The 26043-nt window shown below is 55.0% G+C and carries 22 protein-coding genes and 1 tRNA gene; 12 read left to right on the top strand and 11 right to left on the bottom strand.

What is annotated here, in order from left to right; genetic code table 11:
• Nucleotides 1-7: 7 nt before the first annotated feature.
• Together cbiE and FHW17_RS05385 are read left to right on the top strand one after the other, a co-directional pair.
• Complete coding sequence (cbiE, locus tag FHW17_RS05380) at nt 8-1225, top strand: precorrin-6y C5,15-methyltransferase (decarboxylating) subunit CbiE (protein WP_112529633.1); 1218 nt, start codon at nt 8-10, stop codon at nt 1223-1225.
• Nucleotides 1226-1395: 170 nt separating this feature from the next.
• Nucleotides 1396-2445, top strand: coding sequence for a DUF475 domain-containing protein (locus tag FHW17_RS05385; protein WP_091879911.1), 1050 nt, complete (start codon nt 1396-1398; stop codon nt 2443-2445).
• A gap of 75 nt (nt 2446-2520) precedes the next feature.
• Here FHW17_RS05385 and FHW17_RS05390 read toward each other — a convergent pair whose 3' ends face one another.
• The 3 genes from FHW17_RS05390 to FHW17_RS05400 form a co-directional block, all read right to left on the bottom strand.
• A complete protein-coding gene (locus tag FHW17_RS05390) occupies nt 2521-3006 on the bottom strand; it encodes an SRPBCC family protein (protein ID WP_112529756.1) in 486 nt (161 codons plus the stop codon).
• A gap of 88 nt (nt 3007-3094) precedes the next feature.
• Complete coding sequence (locus tag FHW17_RS05395) at nt 3095-4336, bottom strand: RNA polymerase sigma factor (protein WP_182509348.1); 1242 nt, start codon at nt 4334-4336, stop codon at nt 3095-3097.
• Complete coding sequence (locus FHW17_RS05400) at nt 4333-4707, bottom strand: YciI family protein (RefSeq protein ID WP_112529637.1); 375 nt, start codon at nt 4705-4707, stop codon at nt 4333-4335. Before FHW17_RS05400 ends, FHW17_RS05395 begins: the two co-directional genes overlap by 4 nt.
• Nucleotides 4708-4943: 236 nt before the next feature.
• Between FHW17_RS05400 and FHW17_RS05405 the strand changes: the two genes are divergently transcribed.
• Nucleotides 4944-5828 (top strand): class I SAM-dependent methyltransferase, encoded by an 885-nt coding sequence (locus tag FHW17_RS05405; protein WP_182509349.1) that lies wholly within the window; start codon nt 4944-4946, stop codon nt 5826-5828.
• A gap of 15 nt (nt 5829-5843) precedes the next feature.
• Here FHW17_RS05405 and FHW17_RS05410 read toward each other — a convergent pair whose 3' ends face one another.
• Both FHW17_RS05410 and FHW17_RS05415 read right to left on the bottom strand, forming a co-directional pair.
• Nucleotides 5844-7037, bottom strand: a complete 1194-nt coding sequence (locus FHW17_RS05410) for an NAD(P)/FAD-dependent oxidoreductase (protein WP_182509350.1) — start codon at nt 7035-7037, stop codon at nt 5844-5846.
• A gap of 25 nt (nt 7038-7062) precedes the next feature.
• The gene (locus FHW17_RS05415) at nt 7063-8205 is read right to left on the bottom strand and encodes a GNAT family N-acetyltransferase (RefSeq protein ID WP_246706747.1); all 1143 of its coding nucleotides are present in this window, start codon (nt 8203-8205) and stop codon (nt 7063-7065) included.
• 187 nt (nt 8206-8392) lie between these two features.
• Between FHW17_RS05415 and FHW17_RS05420 the strand changes: the two genes are divergently transcribed.
• Together FHW17_RS05420 and FHW17_RS05425 are read left to right on the top strand one after the other, a co-directional pair.
• Entirely contained in the window at nt 8393-9391 is a 999-nt protein-coding gene (locus FHW17_RS05420) for a glycosyltransferase (RefSeq protein ID WP_182509352.1), read from the top strand.
• A gap of 12 nt (nt 9392-9403) precedes the next feature.
• Nucleotides 9404-11593, top strand: a complete 2190-nt coding sequence (locus FHW17_RS05425) for a glycoside hydrolase (RefSeq protein WP_246706725.1) — start codon at nt 9404-9406, stop codon at nt 11591-11593.
• On the opposite strand, the gene FHW17_RS05430 is transcribed toward FHW17_RS05425, so the two are convergent.
• Both FHW17_RS05430 and FHW17_RS05435 read right to left on the bottom strand, forming a co-directional pair.
• On the bottom strand, nt 11590-12663 hold the full coding sequence (locus FHW17_RS05430; RefSeq protein ID WP_182509353.1) for a hypothetical protein: 1074 nt from the start codon (nt 12661-12663) through the stop codon (nt 11590-11592). The two genes, FHW17_RS05425 and FHW17_RS05430, sit on opposite strands and share 4 nt — an antisense overlap.
• Nucleotides 12664-12806: 143 nt before the next feature.
• Nucleotides 12807-14111 (bottom strand): lipopolysaccharide biosynthesis protein, encoded by a 1305-nt coding sequence (locus FHW17_RS05435; protein WP_112529649.1) that lies wholly within the window; start codon nt 14109-14111, stop codon nt 12807-12809.
• A gap of 160 nt (nt 14112-14271) precedes the next feature.
• On the opposite strand from FHW17_RS05435, the gene FHW17_RS05440 reads away from it, so the two are divergent.
• From FHW17_RS05440 to FHW17_RS05460, 5 genes are read left to right on the top strand one after another with little or no spacing between them, the layout of a single operon-like run.
• Entirely contained in the window at nt 14272-15750 is a 1479-nt protein-coding gene (locus FHW17_RS05440) for a GumC family protein (protein WP_182509354.1), read from the top strand.
• 12 nt (nt 15751-15762) lie between these two features.
• Nucleotides 15763-17091: an O-antigen ligase gene (locus FHW17_RS05445; RefSeq protein WP_112529653.1), complete on the top strand. Its 1329-nt coding sequence runs from the start codon at nt 15763-15765 to the stop codon at nt 17089-17091.
• A complete protein-coding gene (locus tag FHW17_RS05450) occupies nt 17084-17860 on the top strand; it encodes a polysaccharide deacetylase family protein (RefSeq protein ID WP_182509355.1) in 777 nt (258 codons plus the stop codon). Before FHW17_RS05445 ends, FHW17_RS05450 begins: the two co-directional genes overlap by 8 nt.
• Before the next feature lie 8 nt (nt 17861-17868).
• Nucleotides 17869-19098 (top strand): glycosyltransferase family 4 protein, encoded by a 1230-nt coding sequence (locus tag FHW17_RS05455; protein WP_182509420.1) that lies wholly within the window; start codon nt 17869-17871, stop codon nt 19096-19098.
• The gene (locus FHW17_RS05460) at nt 19098-20246 is read left to right on the top strand and encodes a glycosyltransferase family 4 protein (protein WP_246706726.1); all 1149 of its coding nucleotides are present in this window, start codon (nt 19098-19100) and stop codon (nt 20244-20246) included. Before FHW17_RS05455 ends, FHW17_RS05460 begins: the two co-directional genes overlap by 1 nt.
• A gap of 16 nt (nt 20247-20262) precedes the next feature.
• Here FHW17_RS05460 and FHW17_RS05465 read toward each other — a convergent pair.
• Nucleotides 20263-20339, bottom strand: a tRNA-Arg gene (locus tag FHW17_RS05465).
• A gap of 116 nt (nt 20340-20455) precedes the next feature.
• Nucleotides 20456-21625 (bottom strand): M20 aminoacylase family protein, encoded by a 1170-nt coding sequence (locus FHW17_RS05470; protein WP_112529659.1) that lies wholly within the window; start codon nt 21623-21625, stop codon nt 20456-20458.
• Nucleotides 21626-21801: 176 nt separating this feature from the next.
• Between FHW17_RS05470 and FHW17_RS05475 the strand changes: the two genes are divergently transcribed.
• Together FHW17_RS05475 and FHW17_RS05480 are read left to right on the top strand one after the other, a co-directional pair.
• Complete coding sequence (locus FHW17_RS05475) at nt 21802-22917, top strand: D-alanyl-D-alanine carboxypeptidase family protein (protein WP_112529661.1); 1116 nt, start codon at nt 21802-21804, stop codon at nt 22915-22917.
• 33 nt (nt 22918-22950) lie between these two features.
• On the top strand, nt 22951-24126 hold the full coding sequence (locus FHW17_RS05480) for a GTP-binding protein (protein WP_112529764.1): 1176 nt from the start codon (nt 22951-22953) through the stop codon (nt 24124-24126).
• Nucleotides 24127-24351: 225 nt separating this feature from the next.
• Here the strand turns inward: FHW17_RS05480 and FHW17_RS05485 are convergent, their stop codons facing one another.
• Nucleotides 24352-24576, bottom strand: a complete 225-nt coding sequence (locus FHW17_RS05485) for a sulfurtransferase TusA family protein (RefSeq protein ID WP_091879940.1) — start codon at nt 24574-24576, stop codon at nt 24352-24354.
• A gap of 23 nt (nt 24577-24599) precedes the next feature.
• The gene (locus FHW17_RS05490; RefSeq protein ID WP_112529663.1) at nt 24600-25853 is read right to left on the bottom strand and encodes a murein L,D-transpeptidase family protein; all 1254 of its coding nucleotides are present in this window, start codon (nt 25851-25853) and stop codon (nt 24600-24602) included.
• Nucleotides 25854-26043: the final 190 nt, after the last annotated feature.

The raw sequence follows: 26043 nt of genomic DNA on the forward strand, positions 1-26043 counted from the left end.
ATTCAAAATGACGCCTTGGCTGACAATTATCGGGATTGGTGAGGATGGCTATAGCGGGCTTGGTGCCAATGCCCGTGATGCGCTGGGTCAAGCGGCAACAATCTTCGGCGGCAAGCGGCACCTTGAATTCCTGCCTGGTACGGTGACGGCCAAGCAGATTGCATGGCCAACGCCATTCTCGGATGTTTATCCGACCCTCAAAGCATTGCGCGGCACAAATGTCGTGGTGCTGGCCAGCGGCGATCCGATGCATTTTGGCATGGGCGCAACCCTGACCCGGTTCTTTGATCGGGGCGAGATGCGAATATTGCCTGCGCCGGCATCCTTCTCGCTTGCTGCCGCTGCTATGGGCTGGCCAATACAGCATGTGCATCTGCTCAGCGTGCATGGGCGTCCGGTGGAAACGCTGTTCAAATCCTTCACGCCGGGGGCAAGACTGCTGATCCTCAGCAATGATGGCGGCACGCCTGTTCAGGTAGCACGGATGCTGATGGAGAGCGGCTTCGGTTCGGCTCGGCTTACGGTACTGGAACATCTGGGCGGCGAGGCGGAACATCGCGTCGACGGGCTGGCCGCGGATTGGAGCCATCCCCGGAGCGCCGATCTCAACATCATTGCGGTGGATTGCGGACCAGCGGCCGTCGAGGCGCGAGCCTATTCCACACTTTCGGGCCTGCCCGATGAAGCCTTCGAGAATGATGGCCAATTGACCAAGCGGGATATCAGGGCGGTGACATTGGCGCGGCTCGGACCGCTTCCGGGTGAATTGCTCTGGGATGTGGGCGCCGGATGCGGTTCCATCGGAATCGAATGGATGCGGGCTCATCCTTCCTGCCGTACAATTGCGGTGGAGGCCAATGCGAAGCGGCAGGAGATCATCGAGCGCAATGCCCGGGCGCTCGGTGTTCCAGACTTGAAGCTCATCCGGGGGGAGGCGCCGTCGGCACTCAACGACCTCGAAAGTCCAGATGCCATTTTCATTGGCGGCGGTGTGACCAATGACGGCGTTATGGAAGCCTGCTGGAACGCACTGAAACCGGGCGGACGGCTTGTGGCCAATGCCGTGACCATACAAAGCGAAATGGCTTTGCTTGACTGGCGCGACAGGTTTGGCGGAGACCTGACAAAGATTGCCGTTGCGCAGGCGCAGCCGCTTGGTTCATTCGACGCATGGCGCTCTGCTTTGCCGGTTGTGATCTATTCCACCCGCAAACCCGCCGTTTGATAGTCCAATCCGCAGCACGACAGGATAGAGACAGGATTATACAGTCTAAGGGTTGTGGGTGATTGCTATTGGGCGGGAATTCCTATTCAAACGGTACATCGTTTTGTTCGTAAAGCCGTTTTGATTTCCCGCGCTGACAGCAATCTGGGAGACTCTAGCAGGAATTAAGTATGGCAACTTATCGATATTTTACTTGGCCGTTTCTCTTTACTGTGGCCGGACTGGCACTCGGTGCATGGATAGGTTTTATCTATTCGGGCACGATCGAGGGAATGCTATCAGTCCTCTTTATCTGTGCGGTTCTGGGTATTCTTGAAATTTCGCTGTCTTTCGACAATGCGATTGTGAACGCCAAGATCCTTCGCGATATGACGCCGGTCTGGCAGCGCCGCTTTTTGACATGGGGCATTATTGTTGCCGTTTTCGGCATGCGGATCATCTTTCCGCTGGCCATCGTGGCCATTGCCGCATGGATTGATCCCATTTCTGCATTGAAGCTTGCGATCTCGAATCCGGAAGAATATGCGCGGATCATGCAGGACGCCCATGTCGGCATTTCTGCTTTTGGCGGCACGTTCCTTTTGATGGTTGGTCTCAAATTCTTCTTTGATCACGAGAAGGATGTACACTGGATTCGCATCATCGAAAGCCGCGCTTCGCGCTTTGCCTCGATTCAAGGCATTGAAGTCGGCGTGGTTCTGGCGCTGATTATCTTCTTTTCCAGACAGCTTGAGGGTGCCGAGTCCGTAACATTTCTGACATCGGCAATTTATGGTCTGCTGACATTCCTTCTGGTTGAAGGGCTTGGTGCGGTTCTCGACGCAACGCAGGAGCAGATGGACACTGTCCACAAGGGCGGCCTTGGCGCATTCCTTTATCTGGAAGTGCTCGATGCAAGCTTTTCATTCGATGGCGTCATCGGTGCATTCGCGCTTTCGACCAATCTGTTTGTGATTGCAATTGGTCTTGGTATCGGTGCGTTTTATGTCCGTGCTCTCACCATCATGCTGGTGGAAAAGGAAACACTGGGACAATATCGCTATCTCGAACACGGAGCGTTTTACGCAATCCTCGTTCTGGCGGTGATCATGTATTGCCAGACACTGTTCCATATCCCGGAGGTCATTACCGGCCTTATCGGCGCTGCCCTGATCATCTTCTCGCTCTGGTCATCGATCCGCTACCGGCGACGGAACCCGGAGGAACTGGGACACGCCTGATCCCTTCCAGCAATGCAGCAAAAAGCCATCCTGTTTCAGGATGGCTTTTTTGTTGGCAGGAATTGGCCAGCCGAATCAGAGTTTAGCGGCCAAAGCGGCAAGCTGATCGGTGCAAATGCCCCAGCCTTCGTGGAAGCCCATCTTTTCGTGGGCTTCGCGGTCAGCCACGGTCCAATGGCGGACAAGAGCCGTATATTTTGTTTTGCCGCCGCCGAGATCTTCCAGTGTAATGATGCCGGTCATGAACGGCTTTTCTGTCGGCACCCAGCCTTTCGTATAGGCATCGGTAAAGACGATCTTCTCGTTCTTGACGACTTCAAGATAGATGCCATGGTTCGGAAATTCGGTGCCGTCGGGACCCCGCATGACAACGACACTGGCGCCGCCCGCGCGCACGTCAAGCTCGGCATGTGGCGTGGTGTATGGCAGCGGTGCAAACCATTGCTTCAGAAGATCAACCTCGGTCCATGCCCGGAAAATGTTCTTGCGCGGAGCATCGATGATGCGGGTCAAAACGAGGTCGCGGTCTGTAATCTGGCTTGTTTCGGTGACGGAAGTCATGATGTTCTCCAGTGTTGGTGTTTCCTGATCCAAGGACGAACGGCAACCGACGAATCCGACATTGCATCGAATTTTTGTGTTTTTTGATTCAGTTCTGGCTCAGACGGTCAAGGTGCATGCGAATGTGAGCGGCTTCGGCGGGTGTATTGGCAAGAGCTATCGCCCGGTCGAAAGCCACCCGCGCTTCCTGCTTGCGGCCAAGCTGCATCAGCAGTCCACCCTTGACGCCGAAGAAGTGAAAATATCCGGAAAGGCGGTCTTCCAGAGGCTCGATGAGAATAAGTGCCTCTTCGGGACCGCGCACTTTTGCCACCGCGATGGAGCGGTTAAGCGTGATGACAGGCGAAGGCGTAATCTGCTCAAGCGCGGCGTAGAGCAGGTCGATCTCCAGCCAATCCGTATCCTCAGGACGCTTTGCCCGCGCATGAAGCGCCGCAATTGCCGCCTGAATGAGATAGGGACCGGGTTGGCGGTGGCGCATGGCCTTGTCGATCAGGGCAAGCCCTTCGGCAATCATTGTCTGGTTCCACAGCTTGCGGTCCTGATTATCCAGAAGAACGACCGCGCCTTGCCCATCAAAACGGGCTTTTGCACGGGCATGTTGCAACAGGAGCAATGCCGTCAGGCCCATGATTTCAGGCTCGGTTGGGAAAATGCGCAGGAGCAGCCGTGCCAGCCCTATGGCCTCGTCGCAGAGTGGAAAGCGTGCCTCCACTTCGCTACTGCCGGCGGAATAACCCTCGTTGAAGATCAGATAGACCATGGCACCGACGGCTGCGAGCCGCTCAGCTCGCTCAAATGCGTCAGGTGTTTCGAACGGAATCTCGCCGGATGAAACGCGGCCCTTGGCACGGGTGATGCGTTGCTCCATGGCGCTTTCTCCGACGAGAAACGCCCGGGCGATCTGCTTGACTGAAAGACCCGAAACAATCCGCAATGCCAATGCGATTTGCTGGGTAGCCGGAAGATCAGGATGGCAGCAAATGAACAGCAGGCGCAGAATATCGTCACGATAATCAGCACTGTCGATCTTTTCGACGATCGTTGATTCGGCATCTTCAAGATCGGACAGCACTTCTTCAGGTGGTAGCGGCTGCTGTTTGGTCTGGCGGCGAACCGTGTCGATTGCACTGTTGCGACCGACAAAGATCAACCAGGCTGTGGGATCACGCGGCGGACCATTTTTTGGCCAGTTCTTGAGCGCGCGCAAGCACGCCTCCTGAAACGCTTCTTCCGCTACATCAAGATTGCGAAAATAGCGGAGCAGTGCGCCCACCGCTTGCGGGCGCGCTGCCGTTAGTGCCGCGTCTATCCACGATGGGTCTGTCATTGGAAATTCGATCCGGGTCTGAATATCCCGATTGGCCGTATTTCATAAGAACCCTGACCGGGATTGGCCTCGGAAAGATCGCGCGTAATATCGAGCACTTCATCAAGCGAGGCGCAATCAACCACGTAGAAGCCGAGAAACTGTTCCTTGGTTTCAGCAAAAGGCCCATCGATGACAAGGGGCTCGCTGCCGGATTTTCGCAGCGTTGTCGCAGCAGTGGTTGGCAGCAGGCGGGCGACGGGGCCGAGTTTGCCCAATTTTGCCAGCTTCTCCTGCACGGCACCAAGCCGTTCCATGACAAGATCGTCTTCTTCCTTTGTCCAGGAACCGACGACGTCCTCCATATTGTAGCAAAGTATGGCGTAAAGCATGCGGGTACACTCCTTCTCCCTAAAGACGAACCACTATGGTCAATCCCGACACGCGGTCTAGAAAAATTTCTTGGCAATGCAGCGCTATAGGGTTGGTGGGCCTGCCAGCGTGTCGTGCCACGCCCTTGCCGCAATCGGTCAACACCTTGGAAAGGATTGGTGTGTGAGGATGTCACAGCCAGGATACATGCGATGCCCGCATCCCGATTGGATGTGAGCCATAAAGCAGGTGACGAATGGAACATAGTATCCGCAACACGGCCATGTACGTGGCCGGAATTGTTTTTCTGGGTCTCGCATGGGCGAAAAACAAGCTGCGCGGCTACACCACGCCCAATAAGGTTGATCGCTCCGACACGGAAGGCCGTATCGAATATGTCTACGATACGGTTGCCTCGTGGAGACGCTATTTTCCGTCCGGCTTTGATGTGAGAGACAAGGACGTGCTTGAGCTTTGCCCAGGCTCATCCCTTGGTACCGGTGCCATTCTTTTGGGGTATGGCGCAAAATCCTATCGTGCCGTCGATGTGTTTGAACTCGCCGGTACGGAATCAGGCGCTTATTTTTCGGCGCTGCTCGATCATTTTCCGGAAGATGAGAAAGACCGGGCAAGCATAATCAGGGCAAAACAGCTGACTGGTAATCTGGATTCGGATTCGTTCAGCTATCGTGTCGGGCGCAATTTCGACATTCCCGAACTGGCCGGTCACAAGAAATATGACCTTATCCTGAGTTGCGCCGCGTTCGAACACTATGACGATATTGAAGAAACCATCGCCAATATGTCCAAGGTTGCGCGCAGCGGATGCATTGCGGAGCACATCGTCGATTATCAGACGCATTCGCGCTGGATTCGCGAAGCTGATCCCAACAATATCTATCGTTATTCCGAAGGGCTCTACCGGCTATTCTCGTTTCCGGGGCAGCCGAACAGGCGGCGGCCTGTGGATTATGTCAGGGCATTCGAAGCCAATGGCTGGAAAAATGTTCGTGTCATCAACGCCCGTGCGATAGCGCCTGAGCATTTGGCGCGCTCTGTTGCGGGAATGGCGTCGCCATTTGATCGGCCCGAAATGCAGATGGATATGCTGTCAGGCGTGGTTATCGCCGAGTGGCCATGACCGCGTGCCACAACTCTATGCCGGAGATTTCAGCCGTTTGAGCGCGCCGCGAACGGCATAACGCGCGCGGCCGAGCGTGTTGCTGCGCAGTCGGCGCAACTTCCAGTAAAGGCCGGTCTCGGTTTTGATACTCTTTGAATTGAGGCTCATCTTCATCGCTGATTCATCCCGCGCCGTTTTTACGGGATCAGCATAGAACGCGCGGATTTTCGCTGCGGGCATGCCAGGGCTTTCAAACCAGCGTGGAATATAGGTATTGCACAGGCGGTCGACATCGGTGAGCGCCTTGTCGATCCCTGTGCCTGTTATGGGGCAGACAACGCAAAAGGCATCGCCAATGAGGACCATGCCGTCACGTTCGTGGTTATGGACCTTCACAAGATCGATGGGCCGCGCGATAACCGGGCCCGTCACCTTGATTTCGCCGAACATACTCTCAAGGTCAGGCATCAATTCACGCATGCTCTGTTCGGGATGATCGCGAAACGACCGCGTCCATTCTTCGGAGGAGTTCCGGTAGACGAAGAAGTTGGCACGAATCTTATCCTCAATCGGAAACAGGGTCAGATAGGATACGCGATCATTGAAACGTTCGCCGTTCCAGACCAAGGAGGGAAACGGAAAATCTCCGCGTGGTTTCTCAAGGTCAAAACCACAGCAAAGTGAATGCTGCGGGCTGATGATTTCCCGCTCGACGCCCAGTTTTTTGCGGACGGCATCGCCAAGGCCCGTTGCCACAACAAGCAGGCGTGCATTGAATGTTCGCCCGTCAGAAAGCACTGCAATCTGCCTGTCGGCACTGGTCTCCATGGTTTCAACCCTGCCTATGACAGAGCGCACCTCCGGGGGAAGCGCGCGGCGAAGCGCATTGACGAGATCGGAATAGTCGCTGCCATATTCGCGTTTGGTGCCGCGCTCGATTATGCGGCCAAAGCGATGCAACCAAACACCGTCGAATGCGGTCATCTGGGCATGGACCGCATCCCCCAGACCAAGGCGTTCAAACAGGATCATCTGGTCTTCGCCAATCTTCTCGGCGCGAAAATCAGGGGGATGGCGGTCATGGGTGCTGACCAGCGTTACATCATAGCCTTTGCGGGAGAGGGCGGTTGCCGCGCAGACACCGGCCAGACCACCACCGATGATAAGCACATCAGTTTCCTGAACTGGCGTCTGTAGTTCCCTTGCTGGCAGCTCGGTTTCGGCCATTCCTGTGTCGCTTACTTTCCTGATTTCAGTCTTTTTTGCGCCACTGGCGCAACGTCCGCAAAACAGTCCATTTCAACGGGCGTAGTTTCTGCCACGCTCCGGTGGAGCGAAGATGTTCCATCATTTGCAAACGTCGCATGAACATGCGGCCTTTCCAGCTGATGATACTGGTCATTTTGGAAAGTGGAACAGTTGTGTCGCAATGTTCAAGCTTCCATGGTTCATTGCCGATGCCAAGGTCCATGTATTCAAAGCCGTTTTTGTGCAGCCATTCAAGTGTTCTGTAGTATATAATTCGTCCAACCGAATATTTTGCCCAATCATCACCTTCAAAACCGATCATAATGGCGTAATAGGTCTTTGCTTGAACAAGACCCCACAAGGTTGCGACAATCTCGTCGCCAACTTTCAGGGCTGTCAGATGCAGCATCCCAGCTTTGGCAAACTGTTCCGTCCCATCGTGAAAGAATGCATATTTTTCCGGTTCGGCGTCGAAACCCGGCACCTGCGTGTCTTCGAAACGGCGCTGTTTCTGCTTGAGCAGCTGATCGACAATGATTGCCTGCTCGCTCTTGTCTGTTGCGATGATATATTGGGTGGGTGCCAGCCGCTCGAGGCCGCGCATTTTCTTGAGCAGCGTCTTGCGGTATGGCTGCGCCTTGTCGATCTCTTCCCAGGGCCGTTGCAGATTATTGCCATGGCAGAAAACGTCGTTGGGACCGTCTGCAAGCAGATCAAGCGGATTCACCAAACCGCCGATCCGGGCTGGCATCTTGTCCAGCATGATCACGTCGAAATCGGGAAGCGCGGCGGTTATTTTTTCCCAAAGGTCGACGGCCGTATCGTAGGTCCAATCCGGCGATCGCGGAAACAGAATCGGCGCGTTATAATCGGCGGCATCAGCGTCGATAAACCCGAGTATTTTTGCGCCCTTGCGAGTGGTAATGCATAGCGGGATGAAGATGAGCGGATTGTTTGCCTCATCACGCACTTCAACGAAACAGGCGCGGATGTCGCCCACCTGACCGAATGTCGACCACCACACCTCGAGAAATGTGCGGGATTGAAAAACGTGATAATGCAGATTGGCTACAGGCGCGGGTGATCCGGTTGGCCATTCTGCCGACAGATTGTCGAGACTGTCATGTACGTGGATGGTGAAATTCATGTTCACGACGATAAGTTGACCTTGTGGCCTTTTTCAGAAATGTGCGCAGAGAATTTGACCAATCGACCTGTTCGCCCTGACTGATGGAGGTAACGGCTTGTATATCGCATATCTTATAAAAAAATGCTTTCTTTATAGTGTAAGTCTAACAACTTAAGCTGCTCTTCCATTCTACAGGATACGATTGATGACCGTTTCGATTATCATGAAAACGCTCAATGAAGAAAAGCGCATTGCAGCGGCTATCGAAAGCGCATTGCGGGCTTTGCCAGATGGCAAGGTTGAAATCATTGTCGCCGATAGTGGATCGACTGACCGTACCGTTGAAATCGCAATGCAGTATCCGGTTATCGTTGCGCAGATCGTGAACCCGGCGCAACCCAGCTGCGGGATCGGGCCGCAACTGGGTTTTCAATATAGCCATCATGATCTCATCTGCCTGATGGATGGGGACATGCTGCTCGATAAGGATTTCCTCACTGAAGCCATAGCCTTTCTGGAAGCAAACCCCAAAGTTGCGGGTGTCACCGGGCATGTGGCGGAAATGAATGTCGATAATCTCGAGTTTACCCGCCGCGTGCGCCGGGCATCGCCAGAAAACCGGATCGGATCAATCGACCGGATGAATGGCGGTGGTCTCTACAGGCGCAAGGCGATTGAGCAGGCGGGTTACTTCTCGGATCGCAACCTGCATGGCTATGAGGAGTTTGACCTCGGCGTAAGGTTGCGGGCGTTGGGATGGGAACTCTACCGGTTGGACCGGCGGTTCGTTGAGCATTTCGGCCATTCGATCAATGCATATAAATTGCTGGTGCGGCGCTGGCAGTCGAAATATTTGCGCGGCGTGGGCGAATTGCTTCGCGCTGCACTCGGTCGCCCGCACTGGAGCAAGCTGGTGCAGGAATTGCCGGAATTGCGCCTGTGGGCAGGCGTGTATGTCTGGCTGCTGCTGATGATCGCCCTGCTGATTTTCCTGCCGGACAAGAAGCTGGCCCTTTTGATTGATGTGGCACTGATCGTGCTTGTTGTTGCCGCGATGAGCCTGAAGCAGCGTAGTCTTTCCCTCGGCTTTTATGCGGTTGTGGCATGGTTCTTTCATGCTGCGGCGCTGCCGCTCGGATTTTTTCACCCGAGGCGTCAGCCCGATGACTGGATCGAAAGTCAGGTTATTTCAAAGGACCCGTGAGGCAGGCACGTCATGATGGGCCAGCGCTTTCTGTCGAAACGGATATTGGCGGTATTTGCATCATGCTTTCTGCTGTTTGCAGGTTCGGCTGCCGCGCAAGATGTGTGGTCGCCGGTCCGGGAGATATCGCTCGAACTTCAAAGCGGCAGCCCGCTTGATTTTTCGGTCCTGCTTCCCAATCCCTCAATTGGCGAGGAGAACCGCATTGTCATCAACAAAGACGGGCGATTGGCGCATGCCGATGCATCGGAAAAGCCGGTGCGCTTTTTGTGTGCGTCGCTGGGCTGGAGCCCGGCCTCGGGTGGCTTTCCGGATCATGATGGGGCGGATCGTTATGCACGCCAACTGAAAATGCATGGCTACAATATTGCCCGCTTTCATTTCGTCGATGCGGCGCTGATGTTCGGGCGCAGTGCGGATTTCGATTTCGACCCGGAGGTGCTTGATCGCATCCACTATCTGATGGCCGCTTTGAAACGAAATGGCATCTACTGGATCATGGATGGCTTGAGTTCATCCCGCGGTGCCTATGGCGGGTTTGATGACCGCTGGGATCTGGCGGGCGAATTGAAAATCGAAGTTCAGATCGACGAGAAATCATTTCAACATTGGTTGCGGTTCCAGAAGGAAGTGCTTGGAAGGGTCAATCCCTATACGGGTATCGCGCCAATCCGCGACCCGGCGCTGGTTGTTATTGTCCCGTTCAATGAAAATGGCATCGAATTTGACAGCATCGTACATCAACGGGATGGGCAGCCACATTACTCAAAGCTATTGGCGCCCGCGTTCAATATCTGGCTGCAAGCACGCTATGGATCGACAAAAGCGCTTGCTGATGCCTGGGGATGGGTGAAGGCGGGTGAAAGTCTGGAAGATGGGTCTATCAGTCTTCCCGCCAATCGCTACGAAAAGACGCCGCGAATGCGTGATCTGCAAGCTTTCTTTGTCGATGTGGAAACGCGCTCAGCCGAACGCATGACGGCGGCGCTGCGTGATCTCGGCTATAAAGGGGTGATCGCGCCCTATAATAACTGGCCGAGTGTACAAACGAGCCTGTCCCGTTCGGGTCAACAGGCTATTGCGATGAATACCTATCAGGATTGGGTCGGCTCCTACGAGCCTGGCAGCACGATGGGGCAGAAAAGCTCAATCGCCGATGGGGCGTTCTATGTGCGTGCGATTGCCGCTGCCCGCTGGCTCAATCGCCCCTTTATCGTCACCGAATATGACCATCTTTTCTGGAGCAAGTATCGCTATGAGGCCGGTATTGTGATGCCAGCTTATGCAGCTCTGCAGAACTGGGATGTGCTGTGCCGTCACGGTCATGGACCTATCGTGCTCGCCTATGGCGAAGATGTGCCGCACAAGCGTCAGATGCTGCCCTATGCGATTGCCCTTGATCCGGTTGCCCGCGCTGGTGAAACGCTGGCGGCATTGCTGTTCCGGCGTGGTGATGTGGCAGGATCACCCGTCTCGATCCCGTTCGTGGTCAAAGGCGTTGAGGAACTGACGCAGAGTGCGCAGGAGCGGGAGCCCGATGCATTGACCGGGCTTGCTCTGCTGGGTGCAATCGGGTTGCAAAAGGACGTATCTGCGTCATCGGCCGATCTGGCAGTTCCGTCACCCCGCCAGAGTGCCTCTGCCGAAAAAATCATGTCGGCGTTGCATGGCGCCAGGCTGCTTGATCCGGCCAATATCACCAGTGCCAATAAGGGGATTTTCGAGAGCGATACCGACCAGATTGTTCTTGATCAGAACAGGCTGCGCATCACCGTAAAGACCGAGCGTACGGAAGCAATCGCTTTTGCCGATCTTGCGGACACGATCACACTCGGCAATCTGACCGTAGGCAACGCCACGGGTAAAGGTTTGTTTGCCGTGTCGGCTCTCGATGATCAACCTATCAAAAGCAGTCACCGCCTGCTGGTTATTTATGCGACGGATGCGCAGAACAGCGATATGCGCTTTTCAGACAGACAGGAGCGTGTCATTGCCGATTTTGGTCATTTGCCGGTGCGTATCAAACTTGGCAGTATCGATTTTTCTCTGCCGGGTACAGGGCGCTGGACTGCCTCGCCCGTGGGTCTGGATGGCAAGGTGAAGACCACTGTGGCGCAAGGGGACGGGATGGTTTCAATGCGCCTTGCAAATGATGGGCCGGATGGCCCAACGACCTATTTCCTGATTGAGCGGCAACCTTAGAAAAAGTCGGTTACAAGGCGGCTCCAGGATTCTCCGGCAAGCCCGCCAATAAATATATCGTTGCGCTGGATGGCGTCCGTGACGCTCTTGTGACGCGTTGAGACGCACACATGGGCGCGGTGCCGGTAAAACATTGCCCGGTGACGGGAAAACACATCCAGTTGCGCGGGTTGAACGCGGCCTTGCGCTGCGACAAATCCCGATTGATCCAGATGATACATCATCTGGTTGATAACGGCGTGTTCCTTGCCTTTTTTCGCGAAGATGTTCAGCACCTGCGCAATGGAACCCGCACGGCCAAAATACACAAAACAACCGGTAAGTTCAGCGTTGTAATCCCAGACTGAGCGTATGTGCAGAGAGCCATCTCCCGTGTTGAGTCTGGCTACTTCAAGAATCCAGTTGAGTTCCGGTTTCGACCAGACAGGCCGCACCTTATAGTCAGGCAGGAAATCCTGAACACTTGTGACAAACAGGTCTTGGGACATCTCTTCATCATGCATGACAGGATCGCCCTCAATATGAAGGGCAGGCATCACGCGTCTGGTCAGATAATCAAGCGGGCGGGCCAGCGGCAGGCGAGCGCCGTATCGAGCGAGAGAGGATCGCTTGGCGGCAGACTGCGCAAGGTAAGCGGCGGGCTGAAACACACGGCACCATTCCAGACCGTGCAACGGCAGGATTGCGCCGCTCACAGCCCTGAAATGATTGGCACTGACAGGTGATGCGCTGTCAGTGAAGCACAGATCCTGATGACGGGGCCGCATGGTCAATGCCAGTTCGGCAGCGCCAAGGCACGATACGTCAGGGTCTGTCATGAAAGCACACAGAAGCCGTGCCGTTATGATCTCGCCTTCGACCATATATTGCATTGGAATGGCGGATACGGCGCTGCTTATGGTTCCGCTCGCCGTCTCGTGAACAAAACTGCCATATTGCGGATCGTATATCGGGCTGCCGAAGAACAGCTTCTCGAAGTAATCATTGAATGTATCGGGCGAATTGACTGCCTTCTTGCGGAATATTTTGTAAAACAGCCGTCCGACCTGCGGAATATCTTCCACAATCATGGGACGTATCTGCCTTCTTCCGCCCATCATCGCTCCCGTGCAAATTATCTGTCCGGACTATGTGTCAGGATTTCCCGATTGCCGGTATGGACACTTAATGCAATCGAATCGCTGTGATTTTATAGTTGTTATTGGTAGAATATCTACTTGGTAAGTACGCGATCCTGTGCCGCCGCGCGACTGTTTCGTGCCAATCTGAGAAGTACAAGCCAGGCAGCAATCATAATGCCGATCTCAATCAGATAGATTGAAATGAACGTACCTTGCGGCGGCGCTATCCAGGTTGCCCATGCGATCAGCCCGGCACCCAATGCGTTGCCGGTGTTGAGAATGGCGGCGCGGGGACCGTGATAACCTGCAGCCCCCAATGCATCGATTGCCACCGACCAAACGGCAAGGAAGATAACGGTTCCGCTCAGAATGCGGCAGAATGAAACGAGCGATACGTATTCGTTGCCAAAGAGCAGCGGGAGGAACGGCGCGGCGATATAGATGATCAGGGCCGAACCAAAGCCGATGCCAAGAGCTGCCAGCAATATCTTCTTGGTGCGCCCGATCGCGTTGTGAATGCCATCAGTGCTCAAGCGGGCAAGACCGGGATAAACAAGGCGGTTCATCGCATCGATCGAGAGATAGCTGCTGTCGATGATACGCCGGACAACACCGTAACTGCCCACAACCTCGGGATTGGCCATGATGCCGAGCATGAGAAGGTCGACATTCTGGCGAATGGCACGGAAGATAAAGGGTGTGGCAAACAGGATGCCAAGGCGAATTTCCTCGCGCACGATACGGTATTGCGGTCGTCCGAGCTTGCGCAACGACCACATGTAGAAAACCAGCACCAGCACATGGGCGGCAAATTGCCAGATTGCCCAGTCAACCAGACTGGTCACGCCGAATACCAGACAGGCAAGCGCTGCTGCAGCTGTACGCGCAAAGGCAAAGCCAACCACCGAACGGTTCGCCTCGGAAAATTTCGAATGGCCAATGAAGATTTGCTCGGTCAAAAGGATGATGCGAACCAGAATGATGTTGGTGATGAGAATAAGCAGGATCGCGATGATGTTTTCGACAGGATCAGCTGAAAGCTTCATCCAGAATGGCAGAATGATGATGCCGAGAATGACGAGCAGGACGCCGCTTGTCAGCGTGAGAATGAGATTGTGACCCAGCATGACAGGATACATGGAGTGATCCTGCGCAACCCGCCTTACCAGACATTCCGAAGCGCCAAGGCCGCAGAGGTGAACGGCAATACTGGTCACAGCCGTCACAGAAACGAAAACACCAAATTCCACCGCGCCAAACGAGCGGGCAAGAATAGCGAACGTCACCAGCTGTGCGACATTGGCCGTCAGCAGGCTGCCGCTTGACGCGGCATAGGACAGGACCATGGGAAACAGACGTGGCAAACGGCTGATGATCTCGGCAACACTCAGTTTCATCGGGCTCTGCGATCTGATCGAAAGACTGGAATTTGCATCTGTTCGCTATACGACTTGGTGGGAGATAGCCATTTATTAACCAAACTTTGAAATCTATGGTTTAGATATACATTACTGGCAAACCGTTACGGTTTGATTGATGCTTATAGAGTATTGCTGAATGTACAAACTACGCGACGCGTCAGGCAAAGCGCAACCGGTGGCTCCAATAAAGGAACCAGTGGTTGAAAGTCGCGTGCGTAGCGAGCCGCCACGCAAGCCATCCTACGCATTTTCATTGCCGCAGATCGATGTAAGCAGCCTGATTTCCTGGCTTCTTGCCCGTTGGCACTGGATTTTGATCGCCGCAGTCATTGGTGCGCTGGTCGGTATTGGTTACGGAATGAGCGCCAAGCCTCGCTATACTGTTTATACGGATCTTCTGGTCCCGCCAGCCAATCTGCAAGTGCTGCCGAATGATGTTTACTTGCAGAATCAGCAAAGTGATAGCCAGCTGCTCGATGTGGAAAGCAAATTGCTTGTGCTGACATCGGGCAATGTGCTGCGGCGCGTTGTGAATGAACTCGGACTTGCCAATGATCCGGAATTTGTTGGCACCGGGGCATCGGGCTTCAGTCTTGGCTCGCTATTCTCAAGCAAGCCTGCGGTCGCCGACAACACCCTTGCTGCCATGCGCAGCCTGTCCGAGCGGATTTCGGCGCGGCGTCAGGAGCGGTCATATATGATCACAATATCGGCCTGGGCGAACAACCCGGATACGGCTGTGAAAGTTGCAGACACTCTGGCCAAGGCATTTGAAGAGGAAGTAGCGCAGGCCGAAGCCGATGGCGCTGGCCGTGCAGCGGCTGCTCTAACCGAACGTCTGGCGGAATTGAAGAAGAGTGCATCCGAAGCTGAGGCAAAGGTTGCAGAGTTCAAACGCGACAATGGGCTTCAGACAACATCAGGCGAATTGATCAGTTCGCAGTCCATGGCACAGATCAACATGAAGCTGGTGGATGCCAATGCGCGGCTTGTGGAGGCCCAGTCGCGTTATAATGAATTGACCGCGTCGAAGCCAAATCAGTCGAACCCGTCAGGCACATTGCAGTCACCGACTTTGACAGGTCTGCGCTCACAATATGCAGCGGTCAAGCAAACGGTTGATTCCATGTCGATGACCTATGGCGCGCGCTATCCCGGATTGATCCGGGCGAGATCCCAGCTCAGCGGTCTGGAACAGCAGATTTCGCAGGAGACCGGCCGTATCCTGCGGGCCGCGCAGGTAGACCTTGAACAGGCAAAATCCGTTGTCGATGCGCTTAAACAGCAGGCTGCCAGTGCGCGGTCGTCGGTTTCCATGGACAATGACGCACAAGTGCGATTGAGTGATCTGGAGCGGGATATGGCGGCGAAGATTGCTATCTACCAGACGTTCCTGACACGCGCTGGCGAAACAACCGAACGCCAACAGTTAAACAGTACCAATATTCGTGTCATCTCGTCAGCCGTCCCACCCATGCGCCGTAGCTGGCCACCGCGCACGGCGCTGCTTGCAGCCGGCGGCACATTTGCCGGACTGGGTATTGGCGCATTCCTCGCGATAGGCGTGGGTTTGCTGGGTGCGATGCGCAACGACCGGAAGACACAGAAGGCGTAAGGCTAGTCCTTTATGGATAGAATTGAAAACAGCGCACAACGGGACAACGCCTCGGCGGGTGGCCTTGGCGCGCTTCTGTTTCTGGCGATCTTCATGTTCTTCTGGATCACCACGACACCGTTTGTCGATCTGACCGGCGCAGCCGCTGTTGATCCCAGTGCCGGAAATTCCAATCTGGTCAACCAGCTTGTGACGCTTGTCCTATCGGGCAGCCTGCTTGCCTTTGGTCTTAGCAGTCCCATGCGCAGCGCCATCCTGCAGCCGCGCGGCCTGCTGATATCGTTGTTCATCTGGTACATTCTTGTGTCGGCCCTGTCGGCTCATCCGGACCTTGCGCTCAAGCGTGTTGTGCTGGCCATCATGGTTTGCGTCAATGCGAGCGTGTTTCTGCTTCTGCCAAAATCCGACGCGCATTTTGGCAAATTGCTGGCTCTGGCAACGCTGATCATGCTGGGCTTTGCTTATTTCGGTGTGATTTTTCTGCCGCTGCGCGCAATTCATCAGGCGTCGGAACTGCGCGAGCCGATGAATGCCGGTTTCTGGCGCGGGCAATATGCCCATAAGAACGAAGCCGCCGCCGTCATGGTGGCTGCAGTCTTCTTTGGCCTGTTTGTCTATAGCGTCGGGCAGAAACTGGCGGGTGCAGCCATTATCGTTCTGTCGACAGTGTTTCTGCTGCATACGGGCGGCAAAACCTCGACCGCGGCCTTGCCGGGCATTCTGATCCTTGCGTGGATTTTCCAGCACTGGAAATGGACACGCTTTCCGATCGCCATTGGCGGGATCGTCGCGTTCAATGTGCTCGCCATTGGATCGGCGGTCTTTGAACCGATCCGTTCACTGATCAATGCCGTCGGTATCGATGCCACTTTTACCAATAGAACCGATATCTGGCGTTTTGCCTTCTCCGCCATCGCCCAAAAGCCGATTACCGGCTACGGATTTCAATCCTTCTGGCAGACGGAAGAACTTGTTTATAGTGGCGGCAATGTCGAGACATGGGCTGTTGCGGCTTATAATGGGCATAATGGCTATCTCGATACGCTTCTGACAACCGGTATTCCCGGCTTGATTCTTACGGTCATATGGTTGCTTTTCCTGCCCTTGCGTGACATTGGCAGGGCAGACGCAACGGGCAATAATCCGGCACTTACGACGCTCTTCGTTCGTATCTGGCTCTATGGAATTTATACGGCCTGCGTCGAAAGCATGTTCTTCCAGAATGGCAGCCCATTGTGGTTTGCCCTCCTGTTTGCGGTGTTCGGCCTGCGTCTGCAGGCGCGTGCAAGTGTTGTGAGCGCAGCGCCTTCACAGGCCAAATTGACGGTAGCCCATGCCTGAAATCCTGAACAAACTGGACTATTGGTCAGACCGGATTACCGACAGGCTGATGCGCCGGTTGCCGGGGCCTCGCATCCATATCCCTATATCGCGGCCAATGGTGTCTTTTACCTTCGATGACGTGCCGGATACGGCGCTGACCAATGGCGCCCATATACTGGAAAGCCATGGGGTGCGCGGAACATTCTACATTGCTGGGTCGCTGGAAGGGCAGGTGGAACCCAAGCGGACGCTGATTTCACGTGACGGATGCCGGGCACTGGCGCAGCAGGGCCATGAAATTGGTTGCCATACGTTTTCTCATACGAAAGTTTCCCATATGGGCAGGCAGCGGCTTTCCGCCGATCTGCAGCAGAACAAGGATTACCTCGACGCGATTGATCCGCGCGATGACAGGCGCAATTTCGCCTATCCCTACAATGCTGGCTCGCTATGGGGACGTGGTATCTTCCAAAAAAACTTCCAGACCTGCCGCTCGGGCGGCGAGCGGATCAATCGCGGTTCGGTCAATCCCGTCTTTCTGTCCGGGGTCGAGATCAGGCAGCCGGAGAGCCATGCGCTCGGCCTCACAGGCTGGATCGATACTCTGATTTCAGAGCCCGGCTGGCTGATTTTTTTCACCCACGATATCGCGGCACAGCCAACGGATTTCGGTTGCACACCGGAGACCTTCGAAAGGCTCGTTGCCTATACGCTGGAGCGCGGATGCATGGTGCTGCCTGTCAAGGATGCGCTGGATCAATTCAGCGCAGGGAGGCCACTATCCTGAAAACCCCGATACCGCAGAAACGTCTGCTTGCAATCAATAATTACTTTTATAAGCGCGGTGGTGCGGAAGCGATCTTTCTCGAACATATGCAGCTGTTTTCGGAAATTGGCTGGGATGTTGTTCCATTTGCCATGCAGCACCCTGACAATAACGATTCACCGTGGTCGGAATATTTTGTCTCTGAAATCGAATATGGCCGCCAAAGCAGCGCGCTGACCAAGGTGGCGCAGGCTGGAAAGATCATTTACTCCTTCGAAGCGCAGCGCAGCATCGAGGCTTTGATTGAACAGGCCCGGCCTGATATCGCCCATGCCCATAATGTCTACCACCACCTTTCGCCATCGATTTTTGCCACGCTGAAAAAAGCTGGCATACCGACTGTGATGACGGTGCATGATCTGAAGCTTGCCTGTCCCGCTTATAAAATGCTGGTGAACGGGCATGTATGCGAAGAGTGCAAAGGCGGCAGGATTTACAATGTCGTCCGGCATCGCTGTATCTACGGTTCACTGGTGCTGAGCAGTCTCGTCTTTCTGGAAACGATTGTGCATCGCGGCCTTGGTCTTTACCGGAACAAGGTCGACAAATTCGTTGTTCCCAGCAAATTCTATCGCGAAAAGCTGATGGAATGGGGCTGGCCGGGCGAGCAACTCGTCTATATCCCGAATTTCGTCGATACGCAGGCATTTGCGACGGGCTGGGACGAAGGCGATTACTTCGTTTTTGCCGGGCGACTAGCGCCCGAAAAGGGCCTGGTGACGCTGATCCACGCTGCGGCCAAGGCGAAGCAGCGTCTGGTCATAGCTGGCACCGGTCCCGATGAGGCTATGCTCAAAGCACTGGTGCAGGAGTTGAATGCGGATGTGACATTTGCCGGCTACGTATCGGGTGAAAACCTGACGCGGCTGATCGGCCAATCCAAAGCTTTGATCCTGCCTTCCGAATGGTACGAGAATGCGCCTGTCAGCATTCTGGAAGCCTATGCGCTGGGCAGGCCTGTTATCGGTGCAGCCATTGGCGGTATTCCGGAAATGATCCGCGAAGGTGAAACGGGCATGACTGCGGTTGCCGGTGACGCAGATGATCTGGGGCGCGTCATATCGGCCATGGCCGATCTGACACCTGCTGCCCGCGCCCGCATGGGTATGAATGGCCGGGACTGGATTGCCCGGGACTTTTCCGCCGATGCCTACCGCAATCGCATGATCGATCTCTATGCAACGCTGGGGGTGTCGTGATGGCGGATGGAAGCGGTTCCGGAAGACAACCAAGGGTGATGATGCTGGGTTTGCGTGGCATTCCCGATGTGCAGGGCGGCGTGGAAAAACACGTTGAAGAGCTTAGCCAGCAGTTTGTCGATAAAGGCTGGGATGTCTCGGTTCTCGGCCGCAGGCGCTACCTGCTGACGCCGGACCCCTATGTCTGGAAGCGGGTGAAGGTTTTCCCGCTTTGGTCACCCGCCTCCATGAAATTCGAGGCGGTTGCGCATACGGCGCTTGGTGTACTTTTCGCGGCGTATCATCGTCCCGATATTCTGCATATTCATGCCGTCGGACCGGCACTGCTGACGCCTCTGGCGCGTCTCATGGGCCTGAAAGTCGTCGTGACTCATCATGGCTATGATTATGACAGGCAAAAATGGGGCGGTTTTGCCAAGCGCATCCTGAAGCTGGGTGAGCAGGCGGGAATGCGCTTTGCCAATGCACGCATTGCCGTATCCAATGATATCGCCCGGACTATGGAAACACGCTATGGCGTGCCCGTCCAAGCGGTGCCCAATGGCGTGACGGTTCGCCGGAGCGTGACGGATACGGGCATTCTGCAAAAGCTGGGACTGACGCCGCGCCGTTACATCATCATGGTTGCACGCATCGTTCCGGAAAAGCGCCAGCATGATCTCATAACAGCTTTTGCCAAACTCGCTGACCCCTCGGTCAAGCTGGTTCTGGTGGGGTCGGCCGAATTTATGGCTGCCTATTCGCAGGAGGTCGAGAAGCTGGCGGGAAACGTGCCGGGTGTTGTCCTCGCCGGCATGCAGACAGGTGATGATCTTGCCATTCTTTACGAGAATGCCCGTTTGTTTGTCCTGCCATCCAGCCATGAAGGCATGCCGATTGCCTTGCTGGAGGCTATGGGCGTGGGGCTGCCGGTTCTTGCCAGCGATATCACCGCCAACCTCGAAATAGGCTTGCCGCCCGAAGATTACTTCCCGCTTGGTGATGTCGAACAGCTGGCTGATGCCATGCGTTCAAAACTCGCCACGCCGTTCAATACGGATAAGGCGGCGGAACAGGGCAGTGTGGTCGAAAGGGAATATGGCTGGCTCAGCATCTCCGACCAAACACTTGGCGTCTACAATGCCGTCCTGAAGCGCAAGGCACTTTGATCATTCACAGATGAGGTGGTGATCCCGACTGGATTCGAACCAGTGGCCTACAGATTAGGAATCTGTCGCTCTATCCTACTGAGCTACGGGACCATGCGGCCAGACATACTGTTTTTCAGCGGCAACGCCAAGTCTCAAGATGCAGGAAATACGCACATCTCCTGGAACAGTTTCTGCGTGGGTTCAGGCAGAAACTGCTTGATGGATAATCAGGATGCCGCGGGCAGCGCGCTTTCGGCAAGCTGTACCCAATAGCTGATGCCGTGCGGAATGACGTCATCATTGAAGTCGTAGGCCGGATTGTGCAACGAGGCACTCTCGCCATTGCCGATGAACATAAAGGCGCCGGGGCGTGCTTCAAGCATATAGGAGAAATCCTCCCCAGCCATCATCGGTGCAACGTCCTGATTGACAGCATTGTTGCCAGCCACGCTCTGTGCCGTGCGGGCGGCAAACTCCGTCTCCTGATCATGATTGAATGTCACGGGGTAGTTGCGGTCATATTCCAGCTTGGCAACCGCACCGAGCGCCACTGCCACACCTTCGGCCACTTCGCGCAGGCGTTTTTCAGCAAAGTCGCGCATTTCCGGGCGCAATGTGCGTACAGTGCCCGCAAGCTCCGCCTTCTGCGGAATGATGTTGTGCGCATCACCCGCGTGGAATTTGGTCACTGATAATACAACGGAATCAAGCGGGTCGGTGCCGCGCGAAACGATGGTTTGCAGCGCGTTGACCAACTGCGCACCGATAACAACCGGGTCGATTGTGCGGTGCGGCTGGGCCGCATGGCCGCCACGGCCTTCGATGGTGATGGTGAATTCATCGGTTGCGGCCATGATCGGGCCTTTGCGAATGGCAAACTGGCCAATGGGAAGGCCCGGAATATTGTGCATGCCATAGACTTCGGAGATGGAAAAGCGCTCCATCATGCCTTCCTTGACCATCTCGCGGCCACCACCGCCGCCTTCTTCGGCGGGCTGGAAAATCACGGCCACCGAACCTTTGAAATTGCGGGTTTCAGCCAGATATTGCGCCGCGCCGAGCAGCATGGCGGTGTGGCCGTCATGGCCGCAGGCATGCATCTTGCCGGGGTTCTTCGACGCATAGGGCTTGCCAGTGATTTCATTGAGCGGCAGTGCATCCATGTCGGAACGCAGACCAACCGTCTGGCCTTCGCCGTGGCGGCCATGAATGATGCCGACCACGCCTGTCTGGCCGATGCCGGTTACGACCTCGTCGACACCGAATGCATGCAGCTTGTCAGCCACAAATTTCGCGGTCTCGTGAACATCGAACATCAGTTCCGGGTTCTCATGCAAATGGCGGCGCCACTGTGAAACCTCTTCCTGCATTTCGATGGCGCGATTGAGCAAAGGCATTCTGGTACAACTCCAAGACGTGCGGACTCTGACAATTCAGTGAACAGTTCAAAGGTGTTTTGCCTTTTGACTGCCACATAGGATAGATAAGGCCATTGCGACCCGGCGGGAAGCCCGGCAATGAAATCACAAGGCCATTTCCCTGGTTCTTTATACAGACAGGCTGGATATCTGGAATGCGTAAAACTGTAACACTCTTTCTTTCAGCTTGCATGGTGTCAACCATTGCGGGCCTGTCGACAGCAGCGCTTGCGGGCCCGAACATCACTGTTGATGTGGGTACAGGCGAGATTTTGTCGCAGGAAGATGCGTTCCAGCGCTGGTATCCGGCGTCGCTTACCAAGCTGATGACGGCCTATGTGGCGTTTCGCATGATCGAATCAGGCCAGATCACACTGGACACGCCGATCAAGATGACAGCGCGCGCAGCAAAAGAGCCGCCGAGCAAAATGGGCTATAAGGCGGGCTCAGAGCTGACGCTCGACAATGCGCTCAAGATTCTGATGGTCAAATCCGCCAATGACGTGGCCATGGCTGTCGGCGAGACGCTGGGTGGCTCGTCGGAAAAGTTTGCCGTGCTGATGAATGCGGAAGCCAAGCGCCTTGGCATGTATGGCTCGCATTTCGTCAACCCCAATGGCCTGCATTCCGATGATCATTATACGACTGCCCGTGATCTGGCTGTCCTGACCGTGCAGATGCGCCGTGAATTTCCGCAATATATGCATTACTTCGATATTGAAGCGATTGATTCCGGCAACAAGATTCAGGCCAACTTCAATGCGCTGATTGGCCGGTTTCAGGGTGCGGACGGCATGAAGACCGGTTTTGTCTGCCCGTCCGGTTTTAATCTGGTCGGTTCAGCAACGCGCGATGGCCGTAATGTCATTACTGTTGTTCTGGGTGAACTGAAGCAACCGGATCGCGCCACCAAGGCGGCGGAATTGCTGGCCAAAGGTTTTGAGACACGCGGCACCGGCAATACGCTGGAAGCTTTGCAGCCCTATGGTCCGGCAACGCGCGATGTCGCGGTGAATATGCGCCCGACCGTCTGCTCCAAGGAGGCTGCGGCTTCCGATAGCTGGGATGGAAAGGACGCGGAAGGTCATATCATTCAGGGCTCGCCCTATATGTACCGGATGGATCACCAGCCACAGGCGGAACTCGTTGCGCTGCTGCCTTCGAAGATTGCTCCCAAAGGCAAGGATATGAGCCGCATTCCCATACCAATCCCGCGTCCTGATCGTGCATCGGTAACGGATGCGGCGGATACTGCAAAAACAGTGAACTGAACAATTCAAGCTTAGGATGACATCATGAGTGGTCTGCCTCTTCCCATTCCGGTTTCTGTGCTCACGGGATTTTTGGGGTCGGGGAAGACCACCTTGCTCAACCGCTTGTTGAAAGATCCTGCTCTTGCCGACACGGCCGTGATTATCAACGAGTTTGGCGATGTCGGGATTGATCATCTTCTGGTGGAAACGGCGAGCGAGGGTGTTATCGAGCTTTCCGATGGCTGCCTGTGCTGCACGGTCCGGGGCGAACTGGTTGATACGCTTGCCGATCTCATCGACCGTCTGCAGACGGGACAATTGAAAAAGCTCAAGCGGGTCATCATTGAAACAACGGGTCTTGCCGATCCTGCGCCAGTCCTGCATGCGATCATGGGCCATCCGGTGCTGTTGCAGGCTTTTCGCGTTGACGGGGTTATTACCACTGTGGATGCGGTCAACGGCATGGCCACGCTCAATGCGCATGAGGAAGCCGTCAAACAGGCGGCGGTTGCCGACCGTATTGTGGTGACAAAAACCGACATGCCGGAAGCTGCGGAGGGTCTGGCTGCATTGCATGCCCGGCTTGCTGCGCTTAATCCCGGTGCGGATATTATCGATGTTGGCGACGCGCGCACGGGCTATGCGGCGCTGTTTGAATGCGGTGTCTATAATCCGCAAACAAAAACCATCGATGTGCAGCGCTGGCTGAAAGCCGAAGCTTTTCGTGACCGGGAGCATGAACGCGAGGAAGCTGAGCATCACGCCCATCACGATCATGATCACCATCATGATCATGACCATGTGCATCATCATGATCACGATGGGCATCATCATCACGACGTCAATCGCCATGATGCGGCGATCCGGTCATTCTCGTTGACGCATGATAAGCCGGTGCCACGCGCTGGTTTCGAGATGTTTCTTGATCTTCTGCGTTCAGCCCATGGTGAGAAGCTGCTACGCGTCAAAGGCATCGTGCAACTGGCCGATGACCCGGAGCGCCCGATGGTCATTCATGGCGTGCAGCAGATTTTCCACCCGCCAGTTCGCCTTTTGGCTTGGCCTGACTGCAAACACGAAACCCGTCTGGTGATGATCGTGAAAGATTTGCCTGAGAGTTATATCACGCAGCTTTTCAGTGCATTCCTCAATGAGCCAAACATCGATACGCCGGATCGGGCCGGGCTGTTTGAAAATCCCTTGGCCATACCGGGCATGAAAATTTAGGCTTACGCTGGTAGCCGAGATGTGCCCACTTATCGTGATTGGCATATCTATTGTTCGTGGTTCGACATAACAACCATGAGGGAGAGTATGGGCTGCAGGGAGCCAAGTTCTGCAACGTTGGCGATTATCGTTGCAGCTACCCATCTCCCTCATGGTTGTTATGTCGAACCACGAACCACTGGACCATGGACATGCCAATCACCATGCGGATAGAAAATTAGCGATCTAACCACGCTCGATATGAAAGCGGTGGCCACCATCAATAGTCACCGTTTCAATCAGCCTGTGACCATCGGTCATGCAGAAATTGGGCATGTCGATCACGGCAAGGGGATCGCTGGTTTCAACCCACAGCCGCGTGCCCTCGGGCATGGTTTCCAGACGCTTGCGGGTTTTGAGCACCGGCAAAGGGCAATTCAAGCCGCGCAGGTCGTAGATATCAGCGCTCATGCCGAATGCTCCGGATGGCTCACTTAGTTACCAATGATTTTCCACCAGGCCTTCTTGGCAGGCTGTTCAGCAACAGTCGCTGAAACGTCCTGCACCTGAGCTGGAACAACGGATGGCACGGGTGCTACTGTCTGGGCAACAACCGGTGCTGATGCATTGGTTGCAACTTGATTGGCAGTTGAAGCCGGTATGGCGGCAACGGTCATACGGTGCCGCTTGCCTGCTTCTTTTTCGTCGCGCGCCTTGTCGGCGGCCACGGCAGAGGCAAGGCGGACCATCACCTGCGGTTTCAGCGCTGCGTCCTTGTCCTGCGGCGACAGGGATGGCGGCTCCTGCGTGACGCGTTCACCACGGGCGCGGCGAGCGCTCCAGTCAGCAATGATCTTGGCTTCGCTCAGTCCCTGAATCGAACGGCTTGGCGGCGTGATGCTGCCTTTGCCTGCCATGGTGGAGAAGGCGGCTTCATAATTGTTCTGATAGCTCTGATAGGCCATCTTCAGCGTTTCAGGCTGCTGCATGGGCGGGCAGATAGCCGTCGCTGCAATCGGTGCATTCGGGTCAGTTGTGTGATTGAAGACATATTTCTTCTCGCACACATCCACCTTTGGCGGCACCTTGGTGATCTCGAAGTGGTCGTAACCTTCCTTCAGGTTCTTCCAGAAAGCATAGTTCGGATCGTCCTTGTAGCGCGCCATATTGGCTGCGGTCATACGGAACGGAAAGGCCTGCAGCTGGATCGATTCCTGACCGCCTTTGAAAGCGTCGCGGGCGAAAGCATAGATTTCCTGAACCTGCGCGTCGGTCATCGAATAGCAACCGGATGACGAACATGCGCCATGCACCATCAGATTGGCGCCGGTGCGGCCAAGGGCCTGATCAAGCGCATTGGGGAAACCTGTGTTGAAGGACAGGTAATAGCTGGATTTCGGATTCATCTGGCCCGGGCGCACGGCATAAAAACCTTCCGGTGCCTGCCGGTCGCCTTCGATGAATTTCGGGCCAAGCTTGCCCGACCATTTGCAAATCTTATAGCTCGTGACGATATCGTAACGGCCATTGTCCTTGCGCTTCCACACTTCAAGAACGTTCTCTTCCTTGAAGATACGAACCATGACCGGCGCGGTCATGCTCATGCCCTTGGTCTTCATCAGCTTGACCATTTTCTCGGACAATTGCTGTTCAGACTTTGGTGCAAGATCAGAAACGGATGCGCCCTGACAACCCGCAAGAAACAGGGTCAGCATCAACGGTGCAAGGATATGTGTCGGTATTTTCATCTTCGCAGCTGTTACCAGTTCGCTTCGTCGAAATTGTGTGGATTGCTATCCACAACCCCCTATTTGCATCCGTTATAGTTGATAAAGCCTTACCGCAATGAGTCAAATTGCTCAATCACACAATCGTCACCTGCAATGAAGACAGGGCGGTTTTATGGCGAAATGCACTGTTTTCCCAGTATGATCCGCA

The sequence above is a fragment of the Phyllobacterium sp. P30BS-XVII genome (assembly GCF_014138335.1).
Lineage (GTDB): Bacteria > Pseudomonadota > Alphaproteobacteria > Rhizobiales > Rhizobiaceae > Phyllobacterium > Phyllobacterium meliloti.